Here is a 24,855-nt window from a genome sequence, read left to right on the forward strand (position 1 = left end):
GCCGCCGCTCATGCGGTGCGCCGAGGCATCCGTCAACCGTCACTGGCCCGGACACGGCCAGGGAGGAGCACGGGCGCGAAGGGTCGTCCCGCCGCCCGAAGCTGGAACGGCCGGCGGCTGAGGAGGACGGGACATGGAACTCCCGGTCACGATGACGCCCCGGGTACCGGCAGGAACATCGGAGCGAGACGTGGAGGACGTACGGACCCGGGACGCGGCGCACACCCGTGAGCCGGCCGCGCGGGGTCGGGTGCCGCCATGCCCCCGCGGGTCTGGCGGACCGACGAGGAGCTGAGCGGACGCGGCCCGCGCTCCCTCCCCACGGCCGACTGGCTGCGCATCGAGACCGTGCCGCTGACCCGGCACCCCAGCGACCCGGGCTCGCGGGACTCGGCGCCCGTGACGACCCCGGCGGCATGACGGACGAGGAGTCGACAGTGAGTGATCTCTCAGGGAGCACCGTCGTCGTCATCGGCGGCACCTCCGGCATCGGTCTGGAGACGGCCCGCCAGGCGCACGCGGCCGACGCCCGGCTCGTGGTCACCGGCCGGGACCAGGGGCGGCTCGACGCCGTACGCGAGGAGCTCAAGGCGTCGACCGCGACCCTCGATCTGGGCGACCCCGCGGGGCTGCGCGCGTTCTTCGCCGATGTGCCCGCGCCGATCGACCATGTCCTGGTCAGCGGTGGCGGGCCGATCTACGCGACGATCGCCGAGATGGACTTCGACCAGGCGCGTGCCGTCCTCGACGAGCATCTGCTGGGGTCGCTGCGCATCGCCCGCGAGTGCGCCGCACGCGTGCGGCCCGGCGGTTCGCTGACGTACGTCACCGGAACCGGCGCGCGTCGGCCTGGTGTGGGGCTGAGCGTCGCGGCGATCGCCACCGCGGCGACCCCCGCCGTGACGGCCGTCGCCGCCCTGGAGCTGGCCCCGGTCCGGGTCAACGCGGTCGCCGCCGGTTTCGTCGACACCCCGCTGTCGGCGCGCCTGCTCGGTGACGACATCGAACGGCGGCGGGAACAGCTGCGGGCCACGCTGCCGATCCGCCGCGTGGTCGGTCCCGCCGACGTGGCCGCACTGGTCCTGCACCTGATGACCAACACGGCCCTGACCGGGGCGACGTACGACGTCGACGGCGGCCAGCAGCTCATCCCCTGAGCCGCTCCTGGCGCCCGAAGCCGGACTCGCCGCGGGCCGGGACGTCCCGGAGCTGTCGACGGGAGGTGATCGACAGCTTGGTGAAGATCTTCCGCAGATGCCACTCGACCGTGCGGGGGCTGAGGAAGAGCCGGGCGGCGACCTCCGGATTGGACAGGCCGTCGCGGACGAAGAGGGCGATCTGGTGCTCCTGGGGCGTGAGCTCCTCGCTGGACGCGGTGGACTCGACCTTGCGCTTGCGGACGGTTTCGCCGGTGGCGAGCAGTTCCCGCCGCGCTCGCTCGGTGAAGGCCTCCATCCCGATCGACACGAACATCTCGTGCGCGGACCGCAGTTGGTCCCGCGCCTCCGTGCGCCGGCGCTCCCGGCGCAGCCACTCGCCGTACAGCAGATGGGCGCGGGCGAGTTCGGGCCGCAGCCGGGTCCGGCCGAGCCGCTCGATCGCCTCGCGGTAGAGACCGTCCGCCGCTGCCGTCTCGCCGAGCAGCGCCCGGCAGCGGGCCAGGACGCCCTGGGCCCAGTCGGTGTCGCAGGGTCCGGCCGCTTCCGCCAGGGCGTCGAGCGCGTCCCGGGCGACCGGGTCGTCCCCGGCGCGCACCGCCGCCTCGACGAGTTCGGGCAGCATCCACACGGAGACCCACGGCTCGGCGATCCCGGTACTGGCCTGGGCCGCCGTCATCGCCTCCTCGTAGCGGCCGAGACCGTTGCACAGGACCGCGGCCGCCCAGTGCGCGACCGTGACGTCCATCAGCCGACCGCCGACGCCGGCCTCCTCGATGGTCGCGGCGATGAGCGCCTCCGCCTCTTCCTTGCGGCCCCGCAGCGCGCTGAGCCGGAGCTTGACGTGCGGTGCGAGGGGAACACCGGTGGCCTCGGCCAGGAGGTCCGCCTCGGCGACGACGGCCGCCGAGGCGGCGAAGTCCCCGGTCCAGGTGGTCGCCATCCCGAGGGAGGCGAGGCAGAAGGGCAGCTCGGCCAGGGCGCCCGCGGTGCGGGTCACCTCGACGGCCCGGCTGTGGAGCGTGCGCATGGCCCGGTCGTCCCAGACGGCCCAACCGACGCCGTTGGCCGCCCAGCCCCACTTCAGGACGTCGCGCGCGGGAAGTTCGGCCAGCGCGGCCAGGGCCCGCCGCAGCACGGGTACGGCGGCGGCCCGGCCGTCGGTGACGAGCAGCGCGTAGCCCTCGATCACCAGGTCCAGGGCGCGAGGCGTTCCCGTGGGTGCCGGCAGGGTCCTCATCGCCTCGGAGATCGCCAGGAGGCTGTCGGCGTCCCCGGCGATCAGGGCCGAGGTGCCCCAGGCGACCAGGTACGTCTCGCGCGCGAGGTCGCTGTCGAAGGGCTGGAGCCGCCGGGCGGCCGCGAGCAGCAGCGGCGGTGCCCGGCCGTCGAGGCCCGCCGCGAAGGCGATTCGGCTGTGGGCGAGCTGGGCGCGTGCGTGCTGGAACTCGGTGCGGGCGTCCCGGCCTGCGATGTCGGCGAGTCGGCGGGCGGCCTCGGGGTCGCCGGCCTGGAGGGTGGCGTCCGCGGCCGCGAGAGCGCGGTCGGCGCGCCGCGAGGTGTCGACGGTCAGGGCCACGGAGCGCTGCAGGAACGCGGCCGCGGCGGCCAGGCCGCCGCGTGACTGTGCTCGGCCGGCGGACCGTTCGAGCTCGACGGCCACGGACTCGTCGGGTCCGGCCGCGGCCGACGCCAGGTGCCAGGCGCGGCGGTCGGGGTCGAGGCGGGCGTCGGTGACCTCCGCCAGGGCCAGGTGCGCCGACCGGCGCTCCTCCTTCGTCGCCGACCGGTACACGGCGGACCGCACGAGCGGATGCCGGAAGGTGACGCGGGCGTCGAAGGACAGCAAGCCGTCCGTGCCGCCCGCGAGCGCCGTTCGCGGGCGGGCACCGAGCCGGTCGGCGGCCCGCCACACAAGGGCGGGGTCGCCGACCGGTTCGGCGGCGGCGACCAGGAGGAACTGCCGGGTCCGTTCAGGTAGGGCCTCGATCCGGCTCACGAAGCCCTGCTCGATCCGGCCGTGCAGAGCGTCGGTGTGCAACAGGCCGAAGCCGCCCGCCATCTGACTGACCGTCAAACCCCGGGGCAGTTCGAGCAGGGCCAGCGGGTTGCCCCGGGTCTCCGCGACGATCCGGTCGCGCACCTGCGCGTCGAGCGCGGAGTAGGTGACGGAGTCCAGCAGGGCCTGGGCATCGGCGTCGTGCAGTCCCGTGACCTCCAACTCCGGTAGTCCCAGCAGGTCCTGGGCCCGCTCGCGGACGCCGAAGACGAGCGCCACGGACTCCGCCAGCAGCCGGCGGGCGACGAAGCCCAGCACCTGCGCCGAGACCCGGTCCATCCAGTGCGCGTCGTCGACCACGCAGAGCAGTGGTTGCCCCTCGGACGCGTCCGAGAGCAGTCCGAGGACCGCGAGGCCGACCAGGAAGCGTTCCGGCGGGGTTCCGGTGCGCAACCCGAACACCGTCTCCAGCGCGGCGCGTTGGGGTTCGGGCAGGTTCGGCAGCCGGTCCAGCAGCGGCACGCACAACTGGTGCAGGGTGGCGAACGCGAGCTCCCGCTCGGACTCGATGCCGATGGCGTGCAGCACCCGCAGTCCGGCGGCCGCGTTCGTGGCGTACTCCAGCAGGGCCGACTTTCCGACGCCGGGTGCCCCGTGGACCACGAGCGCGCGGCTCTCTCCGGTACGGACCGCACCGATCATCCGGTCGAGTACGGCGCACTCGAGCCGTCGCCCCAGCAGGCCCGTTTTCGCCCCGTGCTCTGGTTCGTGCCCCGGATGTACCACCGTTGGCCGCCTTTGCCGCGGTTGTCCCGCAGGTCACTCAGCACGCTACAACGGCGTCGGCGCGACCCGCATCCGCACCGGGCAAAGCTTTCCTCACAACGGTCCCGGACGATCACGCTCCGTCGGGCCGCGTCGACCGCCGATCCCAGCCGTGGAAGGAGGCGTGGTCGCCGGACTCCCAGGCCTCGCGCAGGCCGGGGCTGCTCAGGTCCCAGTCCGGCCGGATCTCCCGGGTGGCATCGCGCAGATCCCGCCACAGGTCGTCCACGGACGGCCGCCCCCAGAACCAGTAGCCGTTGTAGACGCTGTGCACGACCAGGCCCGGTTTCAGTACGAGGGTGTGCGGAATCATCGGGTCGTGTTCGGGTCGGTGTACTCCTGGATGTCGAGTTCGCGCTGGACGATCCGGCCGGGGTCGGACAGGAAGGGCCACTGGGCGCCCACCGCGAGACGGAACTCCTGCAGGGTGTGGTGCTCGTCGGTGGAGATCGTGGCGATCTGCGTGTAGGCCACCGCGGCCTTCGGCTGGAACACCCTGGCCAGCTCCTGGTGCTGCTGGTGCTCCTTGGGGCAGTAGTGCCCGCGTGCCAGGGTGAGGACCAGCGGATCACGGCCCTGCAGCTCGCTCAGCTTGCGGACGGTCCCGGTGTGGTCGGGCAGCGCGAAGTCGGGAAGGACCCCGCCGGGGACGATGTCGGGACGCATGGTTTCAACCACCTTTCTTCCTCGCCGTATGCGGGTCCTACGAGGCCGCGGCGCACGTCTCGGCGGTCAGGTGGGCAGGTCCGTGCCGGCCTGTTCGGCGACCATGTACCGCGCGTACCAGTCCGGCCAGTCCGGGTCCTCCGCGCCGATGCGTGCCTCGTGCTCGCCGTGCGCCGCCGCGGCCCGGCGCAGGGCGCTCGCCAGGTCGTCGGCCGAGGCGAAGTCCGTGCTCGCGGGGTCCAGCCGGCCCGGGAGCCGGGTGGTGATCTCCTGCAGGAGGTAGCCGTTGCCGTCCGGGTCGCTGAACGACAGGAACGAGCCGTAGCTGCTGCGCCGCGGGTCCGGCCCGGGCACCCGGGCGTCGGTCCCGGCGTGGTGGAAGACCCCGCCGGCGTCGTGGAAGACCTCGCTGGGCTCGGCGCCGCGCCGCTTCAGCTCGTCGTGGGCGGCGTCGATGTCGTCCACGATCAGGTGCAGCCCCCGCGCCGAACCGGGCGCCTGGTCCGTGACGGAGGTACCGAAGATGACCGACGCGGGGGAGCCGGGCGGGGTGACCTGGACGACCCGGAAGTCCTCGCCGGTGGCCACGTCCGCGTCGAGCCGCCAGCCGAGCGCCGTGTAGAACTCCTTGGCCCGGTCGACGTCGGACACCGGCACCACCACGACCTCGAGTTTCATGTCCATGACTTCCACCTTCCGCGCGGGGGACGACATGCGGACGGGTACGAGACTCACGCGGCCGGCCGCCCGTTCGCGCCAGGGAGTCCCACGGGTGATGGACGCCGGAGAAGGTTGTTCCAGTTGACGCTGAGGCTCTGGACGTCCAGCATCAAAACGTTACCCTCGCGGTCAAAAACGCCCATCCTTTGACAGGTGGAAGGCGGTGGCCCCATGGCAGACGGGACCTCGAGAAAGGTACTCCTCGGCGAACTGGCCGCTGAGTTCCTCGGCACCATGGTTCTGATCCTCTTCGGTGTCGGTGTGGTCGCCCAGGTGGTGGCCGGCGGCCTCGGAGATCACGACAGCATCACGTGGGCGTGGGGCTTCGGCGTCACCTTCGGTGTGTACATCGCCGCTCGCCTCAGCGGCGCCCATCTCAATCCCGCGGTGACCGTGGCCCTGGCCTGCTTCAAGGGCTTCCACTGGGCCAAGGTGCTGCCCTACATCGTGGCGCAGACGCTGGGGGCGTTCGTCGCCGCGCTGCTGGTGCGCTGGAACTACACGGAGGTCCTGGCGAAGTTCGACCCAGGTCACACGATCAAGAGCCAGTTCGTGTTCTCCACGCTGCCCGGCAACGGCGCCCTCCCGATCAGCGAGCTGGGCGCACTGCGCGACCAGATCATCGGCACCGCCATCCTGCTGCTGCTGATCTTCGCTGTGACAGACTTGCTGAACACCCCGCCCGGCGCCAACCTGGCCCCCGTGGTCATCGGTTTCCTCGTCGTGGCGATCGGCATGGCCTGGGGGACCGACGCCGGGTACGCGATCAACCCGGCCCGTGACTTCGGACCCCGACTGGCCAGCTACCTCACCGGATACGGCACGGCGTGGCGAGATCAGTACGGCAATCTGTACTGGTGGGTGCCGATCGTCGGGCCGTTCGTCGGCGGTGTGATCGGCGCCGCGGTGTACCGGTTCGTCATCAGTCCGTTCCTGCCCACGGCGGAACAGGAACCGGGTCGCGTGCCCGCGCCCGACGCCGAGTGACACGGCGGCACTCACCTACGACACCGGGGCGGCGGCGACCGTGAGACGGTCACCGCCGCCGCGGCCACTTCAGCCCGCACCAAGGTCCTAAAAACCCCGCCGTGCCGCGAAGAAGGCGGGCAACGTGGCCCTGGCGGCAGCCCTCGGCGGCTTCGTCCGTCGGGCCGTCACCTGTCTCCTCGGCCGCGTCGGCTGACGCCGGGGTTCTCACGCTCGGTGAGACGGTCACCGAAGTGATCGGCGACGAGTTCCGCCATCGCGGAGGCGTCGCGGGAGCCGTCCACCTCGAAGACGCGTATACCAAGGCGACGCGCGCCGCGGACGGCGTCCTCGGCCACGGTCACCGCCGCCGCGGCCACTTCAGCTCGCACCAAGGTCCTAAAAACCCCGCCGTGCCGCGAAGAAGGCGGGCAACGTGGCCCTGGCGGCAGCCCTCGGCGGCTTCGTCCGCCGGGCCGTCACCTGGCTCTTCGGCCGCGTCGGCTGACGCCGGGGTTCTCACGCTCGGGGAGACGGTCACCGAAGTGATCGGCGACGAGTTCCGCCATCGCGGAGGCGTCGCGGGAGCCGTCCACCTCGAAGACGCGTATACCGAGGCGACGCGCGCCGCGGACGGCGTCCTCGGCCACGAGCCGGTCCCGGGCCAGCCGGTTGGCCTGCGCCCGGACCGGATCGCTGACACGGTGACCGAGGGAGCCCGCTCGGGGCAGGTCGCGGGCCTGCCGGAGGCGGAACTCGGCGGTGGGCACCAGGACGACCATCCGACGGGGTGAGTCGAGGAGAGGAGCGACGAGCTCGGGCCGCAGCCCCCAGCCCTCCGCGATGACAGGACGGCCGGAGACGAGCGCGCGCAGATCGTCGAGGGCCCAGTCGAACCGGTCCCGGAAGCCCGCCAGGGCCGCGGCGGCCATCTCCTCCGGGGTGGTGTGGACCCACACCTCGTCCGGGTCGGGCTCGTCGGCCGGCTCACCGCGGGCGATGCGACGGGCGATCCGCCGGTCGTTGTGACCGCGAGCGTCGTGGTAGTCGTAGTGGTAGGCGGTGACGCCGTGCCGGAGGGCCAGCAGCCGGGCGACCGTCGACTTGCCGGCCCACTGGCCCCCGCCGATCCACAACGCCCGCCGCAAGGTGCCGAACGGGTCCCAGACGTCGCTGTCCGCCCGAGAGTCATGACTGGCCAACCGACGTCCCCCCTGGATCACCTCGGACTGCCGCCGTACGCGCCGCTTCCCCCGCCCTCAGCGCATGGTGAGGACCATCCGGAAGCGAGCCGCCCCCGAGAGCATCCGCTGGTACGCCTCGCCGGCCTGGTCCAGCGGCACGGTCTCGGTCATCGGGCGGATCCCGTGCAGGGCGCTGAACTCCATCGTGTCCTGGACGTCCTGCGCCGTACCGGACGGATGACCGCGCAGGATCCGACCGCTCATCAGCAGCTGGGCCGGGTTGACGCCCAGCGGTTCGGGGGCGCCGCCGATGACGACGAGTTCACCGCGCGGCGCGAGACCGTCGACGGCGGAGGTGATGGCGGCGGAGTTGCTGGCGGTCGCGAGCACCACGTTCGCCCCGCCGAGGGACTGCAGGGCGTCCGCGACGGAGGTGTCCGCCGTGCTGTCGACATAGTGGTGGGCGCCCAGCTGCTTGGCGAAGTCGGCCTTGTCCGCGCCCCTGGCGATGGCCACGGTCTCGAAGCCCATCGCGACCGCGTACCGCACCCCCAGGTGCCCGAGCCCCCCGATCCCCAGCACGGCGACCAGAGCGCCGGCCTTGGCGGAACTGCGCCGCAGCCCGTTGAACATGGTCACGCCCGCGCAGGCCAGCGGACCCGCGTCAGCGGCGGACAGCGCCTCGGGGATGCGGGCCAGTGCGTCGACCGGCGCGATCGCCATCTCCCCGAATCCGCCGTCGTACGCCCAACCGGGCACCTTGAGGTTCTGGCAGACGATGAAGTCGCCCTGCCGGCAGGGCTTGCAGTGGCCGCAGCTGCCGCCGAACCAGCCCACCGTCACCCGGTCGCCGACCTGCCAGCCGTACTCGGCCGCGCCCTCGCCGAGCTCGTCGACCCGGCCGGCGATCTCGTGCCCGGGAACCACCGGGAAGCTCACGCCGGGCACCCCGGCGTTCACGAACAGGACGTCGCTGTGGCAGATCCCGCAGGCGTCCACGGCGATCCGTACCTGGCCCGGACCCGGCCGTGGAACGTCACGCTCGGTGATCTCGAAGGCTCCGCCGCGGGTGGCCACTTGTGCAACTCGATAGGTGCTCATGCTTCTCTCCGCACATCGGGTACGACCTTGTCCGCGAACCAGCACACCAGCTACGGCGGAATCACGCGCGCCGAACGCCGGTGGTATGTGACATGGCACTGGGCCCGGTACCCCGCATCACCCCTCCCCCACCACCCCAGTGGACCCCCGCACCTCCAGAAACGGCGCCGCCAGCTCCACCGCACCCGGTCGCCCCGGGTTCTCGATCCGGTCCAGAAGGCGTTGCGCGGCCCGGCGGCCCACGTCATGACTGGCGTTGTCGACGGTGGTCAGCCACAGGTGCCGCAGCCTCGAAAGGTAGGTGTTGTCGTAACCGACGAGCGAGAGGTCGCGGGGCACCCTGAGTCCGCTCTCCTCGGCGGCCGACAGCGCGCCGACGCACGACATGTCGTTGACCGCGAAGACGGCGGTGGGCCGCCGCGGCCGGCTCAGCAGCCGTACCGTGGCCCGGTAGCCGCCCTCCTCGGTCAGGTCGCCCTGTTCCACGACAGCCGTGTCCGCCAGCCCGTGCTCGCGCATCGTGGCCTCGAAGCTGCGCCGGCGCAGCTCGCCGACCGCGCCGTGGCCGGCGATGTGCGCGATGTGCCGGTGGCCGAGGCGGATGAGGTGCTCGGTGGCCAGTCGGGCGCCTTGCTCGTCGTCGTTGGCCACGATGTCCACCCCGGGCAGCACGGGCTCGCGGGTGCCGACGACGACCGTGGGGATCTGTCCGGCGGCGGTGCGCAGCGCCTGCGGGTCCTGCAGGGTGCCGACGGCGACCAGGCCGTCGACGCGCAGTTCGGTGAAGGTGCGGGTGAGGTCCTCGCCCAGGCGCCGGTTGAGGTGACCGTCGGCCAGCAGGGTGTGCAGTCCGCTGTCGTACAGGCGGGAGTTCAGGCCGTCGAGGAGTTCCACGAACCAGGGGTTGCGCAGGTCGTTGAGGAGGACTCCGACGGAGCGGGTGCGGCGTTCGCTGAGGCTGCGGGCGGCGGCGTTGGGCCGGTAGCCGAGTTCCTCGATCGCGGTCATGACGGCCGCGCGTTTTTCGGGGCGCACGCCGTCGGCGCCGCGCAGCACCAGCGACACCAGGGACTTTGACACGCCGGCCCGCGCGGCGACGTCACGGATGGTCGGGGTCCTCATGGGTTGGACCGTTCCATACACTCTCCGTGCTGTAAAGACCTTTCCTGGACCCCTCTTGACACTTGCCTTAGGGACGACCCATGGTGGGCCGGACGTTTGGATCGGTCCAAAGAAGGGCTGTCATGGTGAAGACGCTGGGTATCGCCGTCGTGGGATTCGGCTGGATGGGACGGGTGCACACACAGGCGTACACCCGTCTGCCGCACCACTTCCCGCAGCTGCCCCTGCGGCCCGAGCTGGTCGCCGTCGCGGACGAGGTACCCGGCCGGGCCGAGGAGGCGGCGGGGCAGTACGGCTTCGCTACCGCCGTCCGCGACTGGCGGGAACTGGCGGCCGATCCCCGGGTGCGGGCGGTGAGCGTCACCGCCCCGAACTTCCTGCACCGTGAGATCGGCGTCGCGCTGGCCGAGGCCGGCAAGCACATCTGGATCGAGAAGCCGGTGGGCCTCACGGCCGAGGACGCCCGGGCGGTCGCCGACGCCGTCGGCAAGGCGGGTGTGCAGGGCACCGTCGGCTTCAACTACCGCAACGCCCCCGCCGTCGAGGCCGCCCGGGACCTGGTGGCCTCCGGTGAGATCGGCACGGTCACCCATGTCCGCGTCCGTCTGTTCAGCGACTATGCAGCCCACCCCGAAGGCGCCCTGACCTGGCGCTACGAGCGTGCTCGCGGCGGCAGCGGAGTGCTCGGCGACCTCGCCTCGCACGGTGTGGACCTGGCCCGTTTCCTGCTCGGCGACATCGAGTCCCTCAGCGCCGACACCGCGGTCTTCGTCCCGGAGCGGGCCCGCCCGACCGGCGCCACCGCCGGCCACACCCGCGCGACGGGCGGCGAGCTCGGCCGGGTCGAGAACGAGGACTACGTCAACTGTCTGCTGCGTTTCGCCTCCGGTGCCCGGGGTGTCCTGGAGGCCTGCCGGGTCTCGGTCGGCGAGCAGAACAACTACGGCTTCGAGATCCACGGCACCAGGGGCGCCGTCTTCTGGGACTACCGCCGCATGGGCGAGCTGGGCGTCAGCCGGGGCGCCTCCTACCAGGACCAGCCGGTGAGCACGGTCTTCGTCGGCCCGGGCGCCGGTGAGTACGCGGCCTTCCAGCCGGGCTCGGCCAACGCCATGGGCTACGACGACCTGAAGGTCATCGAGGCGTCCCACTTCGTGCGCTCCGTCGCGGAGGGCGTGCCGCACGGCCCGACGCTGCAGGACGCCGTGGCGAGCGCGGCGGCGCTGGACGCCATGGTGCGCTCGGCCGAGCGGCGGACGTGGGTGAGCCTGGAATGAGCGCCGTACGCGTGGGCGTGATCGGCGCGGGCAACATGGGCGCCGATCATGTGAACACGCTGCACCCTCGCCGAACTCGCCGCCCGGCGCGGCCTGTTCTGCGCGGAGGCCCTGTGGACCTTCTTCCTGCCCAAGTTCGACGTCGTACGGCAGATCCTCGACTCGGGTGTCCTCGGCGAGGTCCGCACGGTGCTGGCGGACCACGGTGAGCAGTTCACGGCCGGCCACCGCATCCTGCGCGCCGACCTGGCGGGCGGCCCGCTCCTCGACCTGGGCACCTATCCGCTGTCCCTCGCCACCTGGGTACTCGGCGCTCCGGCCGGGATCACGGCGCAGGGGCAGCCCCACCCAGCCGGGTTCAACGGCCAGGTGTCGGCCGTCCTGCGGGACACCGACGGCAACCAGGCCGTTATCCACACCACGCTCTTCAGCGACACGCCCACCAGCGCCACGATCGCCGGCACGCACGCCACCCTGACCCTGCCCGGCCCCTTCTACCAGCCCGGCGACCTGCTGCTGACCCCCTCGGGCGAGGGCACCCCGCTCACCTTCACAGAGCCGCGCACGGCCCACGACGCCCTGTACTTCGAGGCCGCCGAGACGGCCCGGCGCATCAGCACCGGCGACCGCGAGACGCCCCTGCGCCCACCGGCCGACTCCGTCACCACGCTCCGGGCGATGGACGAGATCCGCGCCCTGTGCGGGATCACGTTCCCCGGGGAGGACCGCGCCGACGCGTACGCGTAGGTGCTAGGAGCCGACCGCCCTCCTCGCCTCGGACCAGTTGGCGTGCAGCCGGTCGAGGTACGCCTGGGCGTCGGTGCCGGGGGTCGCACCGCGGGCGAAGGCCAGCATGGTGCCGGGACCGGCGTCGTAGCCGAGCGCCAGCAGTTCGTCCTTGGTGTACGGGGCGGACCACTGGGCGGGCAACCGGGCCGCCAGGTCGTGCAGGTACCAGGCCTCGGCCTCGATGGCGAGGTCCCGGTCGTCCGGCAGCTGGGTCCAGTCGCGGTCGGCGAAGTCGCGGCCCTTCTTGACCTCGTCGAAGGTGGCGCGGTGCATGTCGGCGATGCCGAACGCGGCGCCCGGCTTGATCTTCTGCCAGGCCCGCTCCAGCGCCGGATCATGCGGTTTGTACGCCTCGTTGTAGAGGATCGCCATCACCAGCCGGGCGCTGACACCGGCCTCCCGGGCCCGGGTGCGGACCTGGGGGGCGTAGTCGGCGGGATCGTACGAGGACGGGGCCGACGAGCGGGAGGCGCTGGGCGATTCGGCCGACGGGGTCGGGGTGGGGACGGTCTTCCCGGCCGGTGGCGGGGTGTGGCCCTGCGGAGTGTTGGCGGCCCGCACGAGGACGTAGACGGCCAGGGCGAACACCACCATGAGCGCCAGCCGCCGGTACCTCACCGCCCGGAAATCGGACATGTCCCGCCCTTCTCCCGCCCCCTCGGCCAGCAATCTTCTACCGCAAGGCGATTAAGGCCCGCGTGAGCTGACGCTGTATGTGATCACAGGGTCCGGTCGGGTTCCTGCCACGCCACGTCCGAACTGTCGCCCCGAATACGGCTCCCGTTCACCGCGGGCCTCCCGGACGGCACCGGCACCCCTGCCTATCGTGACCGGCAAGGACGTGATCGGGGTGGTGAAGAGCTGTGGGCGGGCATGACCTGGACGGCGCTCTGCGGGTGGCCGTGGAGCTGGCCGAGTGGGCGTCGGAGAAGATCCGGGGGACAGACGCGGGCGCCGGAGGGCCGGTACGGCAGAAGGCGAGCCCCGCGGACATCGTCACGGACACGGACGAGGCCGTGGAGCGGCACGTACGGGCGGTGCTGCGGCGGGAGTTCCCCGGCTGGGGCATCGACGGCGAGGAGTACGGCGTCGAGGAGGGCTCCTCGCACGCTCCGCACTGGGTGATCGACCCGGTGGACGGAACCACCAACTACGCCCATGGCCTGGGCTGGTGCTCGTTCTCGCTGGGCCTCGCGGAACCGGACGGCAGCCCGCTGCTGGGCGTGGTGGCGGACCCGTGGCGGCGTGAGATCTTCACGGCCGTCTCGGGCAGGGGCGCGCACCTCGACGGAACTCCGATCCGGGCGGCGGACCACACCACCCTCACCGGGCACGTGTTCATGACCGAGTGGGCCGCCCACGCCCACTGGCCCGGACTGGACGCCCTGTTGGGCGAGCTGGCGGCCCGCCACTGCACGGTCCGGGTGATGGGCTCCACCGCGCTGTCCCTGGTCCAGGTCGCGGCCGGCCGCGCCACCGCGGCGGCGATCGGCGAGTTCCACCCGGTGGACGGCCTGCCCGCCCTTCTCATCGCGACGGAGGCCGGCGCGGTGGCGATGCCACAACTCCCCGCCTACGACGAGCCGTTGCTGCTGGCCGCACCGGGCGTGGCAGCCGAGGCGAGGGAGTTGTGGCAAACCACGGTCAACTCCCGCACGTGAGCCGGGCGTCGGCCCAGTCCGCGTGGTCGTGGGCGTTGCCGTCCCCGCCGTCCTGGACCACCAGGTGCAGCTCCTGAACGCCGCTGACGTCGACGTCCAGGGGCGTGGCCGCGGATGAGCCGGTCAGGACGGGCGTGGTGGTGAGGGTGCGGCCGTCGGCGACGACACCGAAGGTGACCGAGCCGTACGGGGCCACCTCGTCGTCGATGCCGACGGTGGCGGTGAGCCGGGTGCAGTTGCCGCCGAGGTGGAAGGCCACGTCGCCGGCGGCGTGCACGCCGAGTCCCTTGGCGTGTGCGCTACCCCTGATGGTGATCGGCTGCCCGTCGCCCGCCGCCTGCTCGCCGTTGGAGCTGTCGCGTTCCACCGGCCCCCAGCCGTTGCTGCTGGAGACGAACGACAGATCGCTCAGGTACGGGCTTCCGGTGGGCGGCGGGATCGGCACCCGGGTGCTCGCCGCGCCGTACGTCCAGTGCATTACGCCGTCCCGTGAGTAGGTGGCCAGCGGGGAGAAGCTGTTGGTGACGGGGGTGTCGGCGGCCGTGGGGGCGGTGACCGTCCAGCGTGCCGTGACCGAGTGTCCGGGGGCGACCTTGGAGAAGGTGACGGGGGTGGTCGCGGCGGTCTTCCAGCCCGCCGGGGTGCCGGGGGTGAGGGTGAGGTCGGTGGCCGCTCCGCCCTTGGCCGGGAGCGTGAACGTGGTCGTGAGGGTCGCCGACTCGCCCCGCTGGACGGTCTCGGGCAGGGCGGCTTTCAGCGTGGCCGGCGGTGCGGCCGCGTGGCGTACGGGGGTGATGGCGAGGTTGTCGAACTCGTCGGTCTGGTAGCCGACCACGCCGAGGCCGACCTGGCCGGCCCGGTACGCGGAGTCGTCCACCGCGCCGATCCGCCGGCCGTCGATGCTCGCGGTGATGGTGGTGCCGCTGAAGCCGAGGGCCAGGGTGTGCCAGCGACGGGTGCCCAGGGCGCGGGTGGTGCCGTCGGCCAGGGTGGTCAGCCGTCCGCCGGTGTCGCTCTTGACCACGGACCACGTGCCGGTGTCGGAGACCCGCAGGAAGTAGCCGGCCTGGTGGGACTGGGGCCGCTGCTGTTCGCCCGCCCGGCCGATGAGCTCGACGGTGCCGGGCTGTTCGAGGTAGACGTCCGAACTGACCGTGTAGTCCTTCCAGTCGGTGTCGCCGAGGAGGGCGAAGGCGTCGCTGTCGTCCTGCCATTCGATGGGCTTCTCGGCAGCCGTCTGCCGCACGCACCGCCCCTTGCGTCCCCGGCAGGGCACGGTCTCGAAGGCGCCCTGCATGTCGGAGAGGTACTTCGCCTCCCGCCCGCGCGTGTGCTGCTCGAAGGAGTCACGGTACGGCAGCGCCAGATGGCCCTGGGGCGGGCTGACGGCCGTGCCGTGGCCCTGGCCGGTGGTGGTGGTCAGGGAGTAGACGTGGCCGGGCTGGAGCGTGACCGAGAAGTGCCCGTCCTTCGGGGTGACGTCACCGGTGTGCACGAAGCCGCGTCCGCCGGGGGCGAGGTCGGTGGCCCAGATGTGGACCGTGCCGGTGGGCAGTCCGCCGCCGATGGTGAAGTCGGCCGTCTGGGCGCTGCCGGCGGTGGAGGTCTCCACGATGGTGCTGTAGGCGGAGTTGTCGGCCGGTTTCAGCGTGACGTAACTGCCGTTGGTGCGGTCGCCGCCGAGGTAGCCACTGGCCTGGTCGACGAACGTCCAGCCGGGGCGGGTGACTTGGGTGACCTGGGCGGTGGTCCACAGGCTGGTGCCGAGGTCGTAGGCCCCGGACCAGGGCTGGTTGGCGACGGCGAGGCCGACGGTGTCGTAGGGCAGGTTGGGGTAGACGGCCGCCAGCAGGGGCCAGTTGAGGTAGGCGGTGTACCTGCCGTCGAGGTAGCCGCGGGTGATGGAGCGGATCAGCGCGCCGGCGCCGGTGTTCTCGTCCAGGGAGCCGTTCTCGCTGGCCCACAGGGGTTTGCCGGTGGCCTGGGCGTTGTCGGAGCTGTAGCAGGTGTTCGCGGTGCCGCCGTCGCCGCCCTCGCAGGGGTAGTGGACGCCGACGACGTCGACGGAGTCGGCGAACTGCTGGTCCTTGGCGATGTCGTCGGCGACGTCCAGGCCCGAGTCGGCGGCCACGATCCGCACGGGCAGGTGGCGGGCGGCGAGGGCGGTATGCAGTTTCTCGTACCAGGCCGTGTCGTAGCCGCGTTCGTTCCAGCCGCCCAGATAGTCGATGTCCAGGCTGTGTTGGCGGGCGCAGCCGAGCCAGGCGGTCAGGTAGTCGATCGTGTCCTGGGACCAGAAGTTCCCCCCGCCAGGGGTGTTGCCGGTGTTGCCGATCCAGCCGGGGGCGCCCCAGGCGAGGCCGTAGAGCTTGATGTGCGGGTTGCGTTTCTTGGCCTGTTCCATCAGCCACCACTCGTAGCCGCTGTCGCAGTGCACGGTGCCCCGGGTGTGCTCGATGCTGGGTTCGGAGCCGTCGGTGGAGTTGGTGTCGCCGCCGATCTCCACCTTGAGCAGGTGCAGGGAGGCGCCGTAGCCGGGCTTGAAGAGGTAGTCGAGGATCTGGCCTCGTTGTGGTTCGGGGTAGTTGATGAGGAGGCGTGAGTTGCCTCCGCCACCGCTGATGGCGCCGATGCCGTCGAAGGTGCGGCCGGTGCCGGAGCCGTTGACGGTGATGTCGGTGGTGCCCGGCGTGGGTGCCTCGCCGACGAAGTCGATCCGGTCGACCGTGACGGCCGTGCCGCTGGAGGCCGCGTTCTTGCGGCCGGTCCAGGCCAGGGTGAAGGTGTGGGGTCCGTCCGTGAGGGTGGGGCTGGTCCACACGGTGGCGTCACCGGTGCGGGTGGCGCTGTAGAAGTCGACGTCGGCCGGGGTGCCGCCGTCGACGGAGACGGTGCCGATGCCGTGCCCGGGGTCGGTCACCGCGTGCAGGGTGAGCCGGGTGCCGGTGAAGGCGAAGTCGACGGAGTCGCCGGTGTGGTCGGTCCAACTGTTGGTGCCCTGGTAGGGGTTGGCAGGTGCGCCCTCGCCGCCGGCGTGGCCCCAGCCGGAGCCGTGGTAGTCGAACTGGTCCCGGCCGCTTCCCTGGACGGAATCGTCCACCGTGACGGTCGTGGCAACGTTGTCGGCGGCTGCCGGCACCGGCGTCAGGCCGGACAGACACAGCACCAGGGCACTCACTGTCGCGCCGCCCCAGGACAGGGCGCGGCGCCGGACGGACTGGAGCATGCGCTCTCCCGGCCTCGGATCCGACGGAGGTGAACACCTCCGCGCACATGGCTACAGGAACGCACGCTTCCAAGGAAGAGTCCGGTCAGAATCCAACACAGAATTGTGGCGGGTGAGTTGTGCGGCGCGGGCCGCGCCCTCTCACCGCAGGGCGCTGCCCGACTGCCAGGTCGGCCAGTCGACGTTCCAGTCGCCGTAACCGTTGTTGGCGGCGACCGCGTCCTTGGAGTTGACCACCGTGACCGGGTCGCCGGTGTGGACGTGGCCGTAGAACCACTTGGCGTCGGCGGTGCTCATGCCGATGCAGCCGTGGCTGCCGTTGATCCGGCCGAACTTGCCCTCGTTCCAGGGGGCGGCGTGCACGAAGGTGCCCGAGGGGGTGAGCCGGACGTCCCACTTGACCGAGCCGAGGTTGTAGGCCTCGGGCCCGAAGATGCTCACCGTGCGGGAGTTCATGCGGATGGTGGGCGTCTTCTCCAGGACGACCATGGTGCCGTTCCAGGTCTCGAAGCCCTTCTTGCCCGCGGAGACCGGCAGGGTGCGCAGCTTCCTGCCGTTCTCGGAGACCGTCATCGTCTTGGCCGCTGTGTCGACGGTCGTGGTCACCGCGTCGCCGATGCGGAAGTTCACGACCCGGTTCTGGACGCCGTACAGCCCGCCGGCCCGCACGCCGTCGAGGGACATGCGCAGGGTGACGTCGGTGCCGGGCTTCCAGTACTTCTCGGGCCGGAAGTCGACGCGGTCCCTGCCGTCGCGGTCGGTCATCCAGTGCCAGGCGCCCTGCACGGAGGGGCTGGAGGTGACCTGGAGGTGGCGTTCGACGGCCGCCCGGTCGTGGATCGGCTTGTTGAAGACGATGGAGACGGGCATGGCCACGCCGACGGTGGTGCCCTTGTCCGGGTGGTACTCGCCGACGAACGTCTTCGACTTGGGCGCTTCGGCGGTGGTGAAAGTGGCGTTCCTGGTGAGCTGCTTTCCGTCGGATCCGGTGGCGCGGGCGCGCACCGTGTAGGTGACGCCGGGTGCGAGCTGCCCGTTGGACGTCCAGGTGCCCTTGTCGCCGGAGAAGGTCCCCTTCAGATCGCCGGGGCCCTGCGCGGTGACCTTGACGGAGGTGATCCTGCCGTCACCGGCGCGTATGGTCACCTTCCGGTTCACGGCGACGGACGTGCTGTCGGACGCGGGCGAGACGGTGAGCCCGTCGTGCTTCGCGTCGTTCCCCCGCCCGCCGTCCCCCGTGGAGCCCCCCGAACCGCTGCAGGCCGTCACGACCAGGAGCGCCGCTGCGGCCGACGCGGCAACGGGCAGGCCCGGGCGGCTTCGTGGGGCGTTCCCGGCGGTGCTCGACGGTGCGTGCGGCATGCTTGCTTCAACCGCCTTCCCTGCGTCCCGGCGAGCGCCGGGCGCGCTCGCTCTCCGACAAGGCGGGTAACCCGCCGGAGGCCGGGCATAACCCGCAACCGGGTCAGGAGGGGGTGAGGGGCAGATCGTCTGTGTAGGCGTTGACCGGCGGGGCGATGCGCCGCGTCCCGCCGACGTCGAGAGCGGCCTCCGCCGACCCGGTGCCCAGGCTGCCCTTCGGGTGCCAGGTCCCGGTCACCGCCAGCCAGGTGTTGGCGGGCGGCACGGCTCCCCCGTACATCCGGACCTTGACGGTCTGGGAGTCCGCGGCGCAGCAGGTGAAGATGATCCGGGTCAGGTACCAGCCGCCGCCGTGCGCGGCCGGGGTGACGAAGCCGGTCATCTGGACGGTGCGGTGCCGGATGGCGAGGCCGCGGTCCTGCTGCACCCGGGTGGTGAAGTCGGTGAGCGTCATGGGCAGCGGGGAGGTCGCGGGCAGCGGGTCGAAGCCCTTGCGCACCGTGACCGCCTTGCCGTTGGTCCGCGCCGCCGTGTACGCGCCGAGGGCCGGTGGGACGTAGAGGAGCAGGCTGAGCGCGGGGAGGAACAGCAGCCAGGCGACGCGGGGTGCCCGGGAGTGGTCGTGGCCGTGCGCGTGGCCCTCGTCGTGGGTGGGGCGCCGGTCCAGGACCGCGCTCGCGAGGCCGAGCAGGAGCAGGGTGACGCCGGAGACGATCAGGACGGGTCGGAGGCCCTCCTTGACGTAGCGCAGGTAGAGGTCGGTGAGGAGGGAGACGTGCAGCAGTCCCGCTCCGGTCAGGACCAGCAGCAGTGTCTGGGCGTGGCGTTTCACAGCAGCACGCCTCCGGTCAGCGCGCTCGCGGCGACCGCCACGACGACGGTGGCGGTGGAGAAGCGCCAGGCGAACGCCCGCCCGAAGGTGCCCGCCTGAAGGGAGATCAGCTTCAGGTCGACCATCGGGCCCACCACCAGGAACGCGAGCCGGGCGACGGGCGAGAACCCGGTGAGCGAGGCGGCGACGAAGGCGTCGGCCTCCGAGCACACCGCGAGGACGATGGCGAGCCCGGTCAGGAAGAGCACCGACAGCCAGGGCGAGCCGGAGAAGGCGTCCAGCACGGCGCGCGGCACCGCGACGTTGAAGGTGGCGGCGGCCATCGCGCCGAGCACGAGAAAACCCCCGGCGTGCAGGAAGTCGTACTGGAAACCGAGACGGAACTCCCGCCAGCGGCTGTGCCCGGCGTGATGGCCGCCGTGCCGTACGGCGGGCCGCAGCCACTCCTCCCGGCCCAGCCAGAGCCACAGCCAGCCCATCACGGCGGCGGTGGCGAGCGAGGCCAGCAGCCGGGCGGCGACCATCGCGGGATTGCCGGGGAAGGCGACGGCGGTGGCGGTCAGCACGACGGGGTTGATGGCGGGCGCGGAGAGCAGGAACGCGAAGGCGGCGGCCGGGGTGACACCCCGTCGGATGAGGCTGTTCGCGACGGGTACCGAGGCGCACTCGCAGCCCGGCAGGACCGCGCCCGCCGCGCCGGCCACCGGAACGGCGAGCGCGGGGCTCCGGGGCAGTACCCGGGTGAACAGGTCCGCCGGTACGAAGGCGTTGATCGCGCCGGACAGGACCGTGCCGAGGATGAGGAAGGGCAGCGCCTGGACGGTGATGGCGAGGCACACGGTGCGCCAGGCGGCGAAGGCGGGCCCGCTCAACCAACGGGTCTGCGTCAGGGTCAGCACCACGGCGACCAGCGCGGCCGCCGTCGCCGCCCCGATCACGACCGACTGCGCCGGCAGGCGGCGAGCGGGGGGAGCGGCCGTCGCGACCACGCCATCGACCAGTTCATCCGTTCTCACCATGGTCACTCCGGATGTCGGTGTCCTGGCGAAGATAAGCGACGATCACGAAGGGGGCCGGGCGCACACACCTCCGCAATCGGGTGACGGGGACACTGGGACCATGACGACCCCGCTCGCCTCCCACGTCGCGTCCTGGACGCCCGCCCCGGTCACGGACGAGGACGCCCTCTCCCCGGCTCCGGCGGCCGCCCTGTCCGCGCTGCTGGATCTGCCGGAGACGGCCGCGAAGTCCGGCGACGCGCTGCCGCCGCTGTGGCAGTGGCTGTATTTCCTGCACTGGCCCGCCCAGCGCGACCTCGGCGCCGACGGCCATCTGCGGGACGCCCGCTTCCTGCCGCCGATCCCCGACCGGCAGCGCATGTTCGCCGGCGGGCGCTGCGAGATCACCGAGCCGCTGCGCCTGGGCGAACCGGCCGAACGGGTCAGTGGGCTCGGTGCGGTGACACCCAAGCAGGGCCGCTCGGGAGAGCTGCTGTTCGTGACCGAACGCCAGGAGTTCCGCCAGCGGGGCCGCCTCTGTCTGGTGGAGGAGCAGGACATCGTCTACCGGTCGGGCCGCGGCGCCACAGCGCACCCCGCCACGCTGGACGAGCAGGCCGTCCCCGAGGCGGAGGGCCCCTGGCAGCTGCGCCTGCACCCAGGCCCGTCGTTCCTGTTCCGCTTCAGCGCCCTGACCGCGAACGCGCACCGCATCCATTACGACGCCCCGTACTGCCGTGCGGTGGAGGGGTATCCGTCTCTCGTGGTGCACGGCCCGCTGCTGGCCCTGCTGATGCTCGAACTCGTCCGCATCAACGCCCCCGACCGCCGCGTGCGGTCCCTGTCCTACCGGCTGCACCGCCCCGCCTTCGCCGGCGAGCACCTCCTGGCCGACGGCTCCCCCACCGACGACGGGGCCGGTCTGCGCGTCGCCGGTCCCCGGGAGGACCGGCACGCCACCGCCGAGGTGACCTTCGCACCGGCGTCGGTCGTCAGCCCCGCACACCGCCCGTCATGAGGCCGCCGACGATGAAGCGCTGGAAGAGGGCGAAGACACAGACCACGGGGACGCTGATGAGGGTGGCGGTGGCCATCAGGGCGCCCCAGGACGTGCCGTGCTGCCCCACGAAGGAGTTGAGCAGCACGGTGACCGGCTGGACGTCCGGGCCTCCGGCGAGGGTGAGGCCGAAGAGGAACTCCCCCCAGGCGATCAGGAAGGACAGTCCGGCCGCCGCGACCACACCGGGCACCATCAACGGCAGGACCACCCGCAGCAGCACGCCCGGCAGTCCGCACCCGTCGAGCTGCGCGGCCTCCTCCAACTCCGGCGGCACACCGCGCAGTACGGGCCGCAGCACGATCACCGTGAACGGCAGGGTGAGGGTCGTGTCGGCGGCGATCAGCCCCAGGTAGGTGTCGGCGAGTCCGGCCCGGCGCTCGAGGATGAACAGCGGTGCCGCCAGCACGATGGCGGGCGGCAGCTGGGCGACGAGCAGGGCGAGCACCATCGTGCCCGAACCCCGCATCCGGACCCGGGCGAGCGCGTAGGCGAGCGGGACGCCCAGCAGCAGGGTCAGCGCGACCACCCCGGAGGAGATGACCAGGCTGTTGAGCAGGGCCCGGGTCAGTCCGGCGTACCCCAGTGCCGTCGTGTAGTTCCGGGCGGTGACGGGAGTGGGGGCCCACTGCGGGGTCGGGCTCAGGATGTGGTCCGGGCGCGTGAGACTGGTCTTCACCATCCAGTAGACCGGCAGCAGGAAGGCCGCGGTGACGACGGTGGCGATCGCGGTGAGCAGCCAGGGACGGCGGTGCGGTCTCATACCGCGCCCCCTGCCGCCGTCTCTTCCTCGCGCCGCAGCCGTCGTACGTAGAACACGCCCGCCAGCAGCGGCACGACGAGCAACAGCAGGCCGGCGGCGGCGCCCTGGCCGAAGCGGAAGGAGGTGAAGAAGACCTCGTAGACGTAGAGGGAGAGCACCCGGGTGGCGTCGACGGGCCCGCCGCCCGTCATCACGAAGACGATGTCGAAAACCTTGAAGGTGTAGAGGAGGCCGAGCAGAAGGACCGTCACCGAGACCGGGCGCATCAGCGGAAGGGTGATGTGGCGGAAGCGCTGCCAGGCGCCCGCGCCGTCGATGGCGGCGGCCTCGTGCAGTTCGGGGTCGATGGTGTGCAGGCCGACCAGGAGCAGCAGCATGTTGAAGGGCACGCCGACCCAGACGTTGGCGAAGATCACCCCCGCGAGGGAGGTGGACGGGTCGGTGAGCCAGTCGTGCCCGAGGCTGCCCAGGCCCACGGCGCCGAGCAGGGCGTTGTAGGCGCCCGACTCCGCGTCCAGCATCCAGCGGAAGAGGGTGCCGCTGACGACCGGGGGCAGCAGCCAGGCGACAAGGAGCAGCGAGCGCAGCAGGCCGCCCAGCGGGAAGGGCCGGGCGAAGAGCAGGGCGAGGGCGAAGCCGAGGGTGAACTGCAGCAGCAGGGAGCCCAGGGTGAAGATCAGCGAGAGGCGTACGGCGTGCCAGAACGCCGGGTCGTCGAGGACGGCGCGGTAGTTGTCCAGGCCGTTGAACCGTTCCGTCCCGCCGAGCAGTTGGCCGAGGTCGACGTCGTGGACGGAGGTCCACACGGTGTAGCAGAGCGGGTAGGCCAGGAACAGGGCGAGGAAGGTCATCCCCGGCAGACAGAACAGGTACCCCGCGCGGCGCCGGCGCGCGGAGAGGGAAGGGCTCGGTGTCATTGCTTGCCCAGCGCTTTGTCGATCCTGAGGGCCGCCGTCCTCGCGGCGCCGGACGGCGAGGCGGCCCCGGTGAACACCGCCTGCTCCGCCTCGGCGACGGCCTGCGAGGCGTCGGCGTAGTGCGGGCCGTACTGGCGGGGACGGGCCAGGGGGAGCTGGCTGAGGAACAGGCGCAGGGCCGGGTCGGAGGCCCAGGTGCCCTGGTCGGCCAGGTCCTTGCGGGACGGCAGGTCGCCGAACGACACCAGGTAGGGCACCAGCACCGAGGGGCGCTGGGTGTACTCCAGCACCTCCCAGGCCTTGTCGATGTGTCTGCTTGTCGCCGTCACGACCCAGTTCTCGCCGCCCAGGCAGGTGGCGGCCTCCCGGTCGCGGGGCAGCGGGACGACGTCCCAGTCGAAGGACGCCTTCTTCAGGGTGGGGATCTGCCAGGGGCCGTTGATCTGCAGGGCGGCGCGCTGGTTCAGGAAACGGGTGTTGACGTCCTGCTGGGTCCAGCCGACGCACTGTTCGGACAGGGAGCCCTTGGCGATCAGGTCGTGGAGGAAGGAGAGGGCGGTGGCGCCGTAGGTGCCGAAGGTGTCGAGGTCGCCGCCCGACTGCCACAGGAACGGCAGGAACTGGAAGACGCCCTCCTCCGTCCTGATCGCGCTCAGCGCCAGTCCGTAGCGGTCCCCGCTGGTCAGCCGGTGGGCGGTGGAGGCCAGTTCGTCCCAGGTGGTGGGGGGCCTCACTCCGGCGGACTTGAGCATCCGGGTGTTGTAGTACAGGGCGAGGCAGTTGCTGTTGTTGGGGATGCCGAGGGTCTTTCCGCCGACCTGGCAGCCGTCCCAGGGGCCTTTGTAGTACTGGTCGGCCTGTCCCCACTTCGCGACCCGGCTCGTGAGGTCGGCCAGCAGGTGGTTGCCGCCGAGGGTGTTCATGGCGACGTTGTCGACGATGGCGATGTCGGGGAGGTCGCCGGAGATCGCGGCCAGGGCGAGCTGGCGGTCGAGTTCGGCGAAGGGGAAGGTCCGCCGCTCGATCTTCACGTCCGGCACGCCCGACTCGATGTCTTTGATCAGACGGTTCATGCCGGGCTGGAAGTTGTCCAGGGTGAAGTAGTCCCACCACGTGAGGGTGACGGGGCCGGAGGAGCCGGAGCCGCAGGAGGCCAGCGTGCCGCCCAGGGCGACCGTGGCCGCTGTCGCGCCCGCGGTGCGCAGGAGCGCGCGGCGGTCGACGGAGTACGACATGTTCTGCTCCCTGGGTAGACGAACGGTCACAGAAACCGACGTATCAGAAATCCAGGTCGAAATCGGGGAACTCCGGCTCGGGTTCCGAGCCCGGCACCGGTCGGCAGCGCCCGGTACTCGCGCGGAGGGTGATCAGGGGTTTGAGCAGGACGTGCCGGGGACGCGCCTCCGGCGTCGTCAGTCGCCGCACCATCAGCTCGACAGCGACCCGGCTCATCTCCTTGGCGGGGATCTCGGCCGCGGTGAGCGGCGGGGTGACCTGTTCGGCCCAGGGGCTGGCCGCCACGCCGACGACGGAGAAGTCACGCGGCACACTGCGGCCGTGCCGGGTCAGTCCCCGGTAGATGCCCTCCAGGGCCGCCTCGTTCTGGGTGACCAGGGACGTGGTCGCCGGGTCGTCGCGCAGGATCCGTTCGACGACCGCCTCTCCCGAGGCGAGGTCGTCCCCGCACAGGTATGCGCGGGGTGTGAGCAGCAGTCGCTTCATCGCCTCGGTGTAGCCCTCGTCGCCGAGCCGCGCGAAGCCGTAGCCGCTGTCGAACAGTTCCTCCGACCGGTTGACGAAGGCGATCCTGCTGTGGCCCAGGTCGGCGAGGTGCTGCACACAACCACCGGCCAGCCCGGCGAAGTCCAGGTCGACCCAGTCGGCCTTGTCGGCGAGGTGGTTGCGGCCGATGGCGACGAACGGGAAGCCCGAGTCGGCCAGATGTGCCACCCGGTCGTCCTCCCGGCGGATCTCCATGACGATCACGCCGTCCACCAGCCGCCCGCCGACCATCCGCCGGAACGAGGGGTCCGTGCGGCTGCCGGCGGGTGAGAGGAGCAGGTCGTAGCCGTGTGCGGTGGCGGTCTCGGCCACCCCGCCGACGAAGGCGAGCTGCATCGTCGTGTACGTCCGCTGCCGGCCGGACGGCGGATACAGCAGCCCGAGCATGTGCGTTGCGTCGGCGGACCCCCCGGTGCGCCGTGCCGTCACGTCCTCGGTGCGCTCTGCCATG

General features: G+C 71.9%; 24 protein-coding genes. 7 read left to right on the forward strand and 17 right to left on the reverse strand.

Annotated features, from left to right (window positions below):
• Positions 1 to 258 precede the first annotated feature (258 nt).
• Both ABZZ74_RS17840 and ABZZ74_RS17845 read left to right on the forward strand, forming a co-directional pair.
• Positions 259 to 420 carry a hypothetical protein gene (locus ABZZ74_RS17840; RefSeq protein WP_356765851.1) on the forward strand — a complete coding sequence of 54 codons (162 nt, stop codon included), beginning with the start codon at positions 259 to 261 and terminating at the stop codon, positions 418 to 420.
• A 17-nt stretch (positions 421 to 437) separates the two neighbouring features.
• Positions 438 to 1,157, forward strand: coding sequence for an SDR family oxidoreductase (locus ABZZ74_RS17845; protein ID WP_356765853.1), 720 nt, complete (start codon positions 438 to 440; stop codon positions 1,155 to 1,157).
• Here the strand turns inward: ABZZ74_RS17845 and ABZZ74_RS17850 are convergent.
• From ABZZ74_RS17850 to ABZZ74_RS17865, 4 genes are all read right to left on the reverse strand, one after another.
• Positions 1,147 to 3,942 (reverse strand): AAA family ATPase, encoded by a 2,796-nt coding sequence (locus ABZZ74_RS17850; RefSeq protein WP_356765855.1) that lies wholly within the window; start codon positions 3,940 to 3,942, stop codon positions 1,147 to 1,149. The genes ABZZ74_RS17845 and ABZZ74_RS17850 overlap by 11 nt on opposite strands.
• A 112-nt stretch (positions 3,943 to 4,054) precedes the next feature.
• Positions 4,055 to 4,294, reverse strand: a complete 240-nt coding sequence (locus ABZZ74_RS17855) for a hypothetical protein (protein WP_356765857.1) — start codon at positions 4,292 to 4,294, stop codon at positions 4,055 to 4,057.
• Complete coding sequence (locus ABZZ74_RS17860; protein WP_356765859.1) at positions 4,291 to 4,647, reverse strand: redoxin domain-containing protein; 357 nt, start codon at positions 4,645 to 4,647, stop codon at positions 4,291 to 4,293. Before ABZZ74_RS17860 ends, ABZZ74_RS17855 begins: the two co-directional genes overlap by 4 nt.
• 66 nt (positions 4,648 to 4,713) lie before the next feature.
• On the reverse strand, positions 4,714 to 5,331 hold the full coding sequence (locus ABZZ74_RS17865; RefSeq protein ID WP_356765861.1) for a VOC family protein: 618 nt from the start codon (positions 5,329 to 5,331) through the stop codon (positions 4,714 to 4,716).
• Between the two features lie 207 nt (positions 5,332 to 5,538).
• On the opposite strand from ABZZ74_RS17865, the gene ABZZ74_RS17870 reads away from it, so the two are divergent.
• Complete coding sequence (locus tag ABZZ74_RS17870; RefSeq protein ID WP_356765863.1) at positions 5,539 to 6,354, forward strand: MIP/aquaporin family protein; 816 nt, start codon at positions 5,539 to 5,541, stop codon at positions 6,352 to 6,354.
• Positions 6,355 to 6,521: 167 nt separating this feature from the next.
• Here ABZZ74_RS17870 and ABZZ74_RS17875 read toward each other — a convergent pair whose 3' ends face one another.
• From ABZZ74_RS17875 to ABZZ74_RS17890, 4 genes are all read right to left on the reverse strand, one after another.
• Positions 6,522 to 6,725 (reverse strand): hypothetical protein, encoded by a 204-nt coding sequence (locus ABZZ74_RS17875; RefSeq protein ID WP_356765865.1) that lies wholly within the window; start codon positions 6,723 to 6,725, stop codon positions 6,522 to 6,524.
• A gap of 87 nt (positions 6,726 to 6,812) precedes the next feature.
• Complete coding sequence (locus tag ABZZ74_RS17880) at positions 6,813 to 7,535, reverse strand: hypothetical protein (protein ID WP_356765867.1); 723 nt, start codon at positions 7,533 to 7,535, stop codon at positions 6,813 to 6,815.
• A 57-nt stretch (positions 7,536 to 7,592) separates the two neighbouring features.
• Entirely contained in the window at positions 7,593 to 8,618 is a 1,026-nt protein-coding gene (locus ABZZ74_RS17885) for an alcohol dehydrogenase (RefSeq protein WP_356765869.1), read from the reverse strand.
• A gap of 117 nt (positions 8,619 to 8,735) precedes the next feature.
• Positions 8,736 to 9,740, reverse strand: a complete 1,005-nt coding sequence (locus ABZZ74_RS17890) for a LacI family DNA-binding transcriptional regulator (RefSeq protein WP_356765871.1) — start codon at positions 9,738 to 9,740, stop codon at positions 8,736 to 8,738.
• A gap of 122 nt (positions 9,741 to 9,862) precedes the next feature.
• Here ABZZ74_RS17890 and ABZZ74_RS17895 point away from each other — a divergent pair, with 122 nt between their 5' ends.
• Complete coding sequence (locus ABZZ74_RS17895) at positions 9,863 to 11,017, forward strand: Gfo/Idh/MocA family oxidoreductase (protein ID WP_356765873.1); 1,155 nt, start codon at positions 9,863 to 9,865, stop codon at positions 11,015 to 11,017.
• 189 nt (positions 11,018 to 11,206) lie between these two features.
• On the forward strand, positions 11,207 to 11,764 hold the full coding sequence (locus ABZZ74_RS17900) for a hypothetical protein (protein WP_356765875.1): 558 nt from the start codon (positions 11,207 to 11,209) through the stop codon (positions 11,762 to 11,764).
• 3 nt (positions 11,765 to 11,767) lie between these two features.
• Here ABZZ74_RS17900 and ABZZ74_RS17905 read toward each other — a convergent pair whose 3' ends face one another.
• Positions 11,768 to 12,442, reverse strand: coding sequence for a lytic transglycosylase domain-containing protein (locus tag ABZZ74_RS17905; protein ID WP_356765877.1), 675 nt, complete (start codon positions 12,440 to 12,442; stop codon positions 11,768 to 11,770).
• A gap of 227 nt (positions 12,443 to 12,669) precedes the next feature.
• Here ABZZ74_RS17905 and ABZZ74_RS17910 point away from each other — a divergent pair, with 227 nt between their 5' ends.
• A complete protein-coding gene (locus ABZZ74_RS17910; protein WP_356765879.1) occupies positions 12,670 to 13,467 on the forward strand; it encodes an inositol monophosphatase family protein in 798 nt (265 codons plus the stop codon).
• On the opposite strand, the gene ABZZ74_RS17915 is transcribed toward ABZZ74_RS17910, so the two are convergent.
• The 4 genes from ABZZ74_RS17915 to ABZZ74_RS17930 all read right to left on the reverse strand — a co-directional run bounded on the left by ABZZ74_RS17915 (position 13,451) and on the right by ABZZ74_RS17930 (position 19,906).
• Entirely contained in the window at positions 13,451 to 16,693 is a 3,243-nt protein-coding gene (locus ABZZ74_RS17915) for an NPCBM/NEW2 domain-containing protein (RefSeq protein ID WP_356765881.1), read from the reverse strand. The genes ABZZ74_RS17910 and ABZZ74_RS17915 overlap by 17 nt on opposite strands.
• 141 nt (positions 16,694 to 16,834) lie before the next feature.
• Positions 16,835 to 18,055 carry an Ig-like domain-containing protein gene (locus ABZZ74_RS17920; protein ID WP_356765883.1) on the reverse strand — a complete coding sequence of 407 codons (1,221 nt, stop codon included), beginning with the start codon at positions 18,053 to 18,055 and terminating at the stop codon, positions 16,835 to 16,837.
• Positions 18,056 to 18,158: 103 nt separating this feature from the next.
• On the reverse strand, positions 18,159 to 18,887 hold the full coding sequence (locus ABZZ74_RS17925) for a TIGR03943 family protein (protein ID WP_356765885.1): 729 nt from the start codon (positions 18,885 to 18,887) through the stop codon (positions 18,159 to 18,161).
• On the reverse strand, positions 18,884 to 19,906 hold the full coding sequence (locus ABZZ74_RS17930; RefSeq protein ID WP_356765887.1) for a permease: 1,023 nt from the start codon (positions 19,904 to 19,906) through the stop codon (positions 18,884 to 18,886). The genes ABZZ74_RS17925 and ABZZ74_RS17930 overlap by 4 nt, the downstream gene beginning before the upstream one ends.
• A 100-nt stretch (positions 19,907 to 20,006) precedes the next feature.
• Between ABZZ74_RS17930 and ABZZ74_RS17935 the strand changes: the two genes are divergently transcribed.
• Complete coding sequence (locus tag ABZZ74_RS17935) at positions 20,007 to 20,903, forward strand: hypothetical protein (RefSeq protein WP_356765889.1); 897 nt, start codon at positions 20,007 to 20,009, stop codon at positions 20,901 to 20,903.
• On the opposite strand, the gene ABZZ74_RS17940 is transcribed toward ABZZ74_RS17935, so the two are convergent.
• Genes ABZZ74_RS17940 through ABZZ74_RS17955 form a run of 4 tightly spaced genes read right to left on the reverse strand, consistent with a single transcriptional unit; the run spans position 20,878 to position 24,854 of the window.
• Positions 20,878 to 21,705, reverse strand: a complete 828-nt coding sequence (locus tag ABZZ74_RS17940) for a carbohydrate ABC transporter permease (RefSeq protein WP_356765891.1) — start codon at positions 21,703 to 21,705, stop codon at positions 20,878 to 20,880. The two genes, ABZZ74_RS17935 and ABZZ74_RS17940, sit on opposite strands and share 26 nt — an antisense overlap.
• Entirely contained in the window at positions 21,702 to 22,622 is a 921-nt protein-coding gene (locus ABZZ74_RS17945) for a sugar ABC transporter permease (protein WP_356765893.1), read from the reverse strand. Before ABZZ74_RS17945 ends, ABZZ74_RS17940 begins: the two co-directional genes overlap by 4 nt.
• Entirely contained in the window at positions 22,619 to 23,857 is a 1,239-nt protein-coding gene (locus ABZZ74_RS17950; protein WP_356765895.1) for a sugar ABC transporter substrate-binding protein, read from the reverse strand. The genes ABZZ74_RS17945 and ABZZ74_RS17950 overlap by 4 nt, the downstream gene beginning before the upstream one ends.
• A gap of 43 nt (positions 23,858 to 23,900) precedes the next feature.
• Positions 23,901 to 24,854, reverse strand: coding sequence for a substrate-binding domain-containing protein (locus ABZZ74_RS17955; protein WP_356765897.1), 954 nt, complete (start codon positions 24,852 to 24,854; stop codon positions 23,901 to 23,903).
• Position 24,855: the final 1 nt, after the last annotated feature.

Source organism: Streptomyces sp. NPDC006476, from assembly GCF_040612015.1.
Taxonomy (GTDB): domain Bacteria; phylum Actinomycetota; class Actinomycetes; order Streptomycetales; family Streptomycetaceae; genus Streptomyces; species Streptomyces griseorubiginosus_B.

What these genes read in the sequence shown, in the direction of transcription:
- ABZZ74_RS17840 (WP_356765851.1), top strand. Translation starts at nt 259, where the DNA reads ATGCCCCCGCGGGTCTGGCGGACCGACGAGGAGCTGAGCGGACGCGGC.
- ABZZ74_RS17855 (WP_356765857.1), bottom strand. Translation starts at nt 4,294, where the DNA reads ATGATTCCGCACACCCTCGTACTGAAACCGGGCCTGGTCGTGCACAGC.
- ABZZ74_RS17860 (WP_356765859.1), bottom strand. Translation starts at nt 4,647, where the DNA reads ATGCGTCCCGACATCGTCCCCGGCGGGGTCCTTCCCGACTTCGCGCTG.
- ABZZ74_RS17865 (WP_356765861.1), bottom strand. Translation starts at nt 5,331, where the DNA reads ATGGACATGAAACTCGAGGTCGTGGTGGTGCCGGTGTCCGACGTCGAC.
- ABZZ74_RS17870 (WP_356765863.1), top strand. Translation starts at nt 5,539, where the DNA reads ATGGCAGACGGGACCTCGAGAAAGGTACTCCTCGGCGAACTGGCCGCT.
- ABZZ74_RS17885 (WP_356765869.1), bottom strand. Translation starts at nt 8,618, where the DNA reads ATGAGCACCTATCGAGTTGCACAAGTGGCCACCCGCGGCGGAGCCTTC.
- ABZZ74_RS17890 (WP_356765871.1), bottom strand. Translation starts at nt 9,740, where the DNA reads ATGAGGACCCCGACCATCCGTGACGTCGCCGCGCGGGCCGGCGTGTCA.
- ABZZ74_RS17895 (WP_356765873.1), top strand. Translation starts at nt 9,863, where the DNA reads ATGGTGAAGACGCTGGGTATCGCCGTCGTGGGATTCGGCTGGATGGGA.
- ABZZ74_RS17905 (WP_356765877.1), bottom strand. Translation starts at nt 12,442, where the DNA reads ATGTCCGATTTCCGGGCGGTGAGGTACCGGCGGCTGGCGCTCATGGTG.
- ABZZ74_RS17915 (WP_356765881.1), bottom strand. Translation starts at nt 16,693, where the DNA reads ATGCTCCAGTCCGTCCGGCGCCGCGCCCTGTCCTGGGGCGGCGCGACA.
- ABZZ74_RS17920 (WP_356765883.1), bottom strand. Translation starts at nt 18,055, where the DNA reads ATGCCGCACGCACCGTCGAGCACCGCCGGGAACGCCCCACGAAGCCGC.
- ABZZ74_RS17930 (WP_356765887.1), bottom strand. Translation starts at nt 19,906, where the DNA reads ATGGTGAGAACGGATGAACTGGTCGATGGCGTGGTCGCGACGGCCGCT.
- ABZZ74_RS17935 (WP_356765889.1), top strand. Translation starts at nt 20,007, where the DNA reads ATGACGACCCCGCTCGCCTCCCACGTCGCGTCCTGGACGCCCGCCCCG.
- ABZZ74_RS17940 (WP_356765891.1), bottom strand. Translation starts at nt 21,705, where the DNA reads ATGAGACCGCACCGCCGTCCCTGGCTGCTCACCGCGATCGCCACCGTC.
- ABZZ74_RS17945 (WP_356765893.1), bottom strand. Translation starts at nt 22,622, where the DNA reads ATGACACCGAGCCCTTCCCTCTCCGCGCGCCGGCGCCGCGCGGGGTAC.
- ABZZ74_RS17950 (WP_356765895.1), bottom strand. Translation starts at nt 23,857, where the DNA reads ATGTCGTACTCCGTCGACCGCCGCGCGCTCCTGCGCACCGCGGGCGCG.
- ABZZ74_RS17955 (WP_356765897.1), bottom strand. Translation starts at nt 24,854, where the DNA reads ATGGCAGAGCGCACCGAGGACGTGACGGCACGGCGCACCGGGGGGTCC.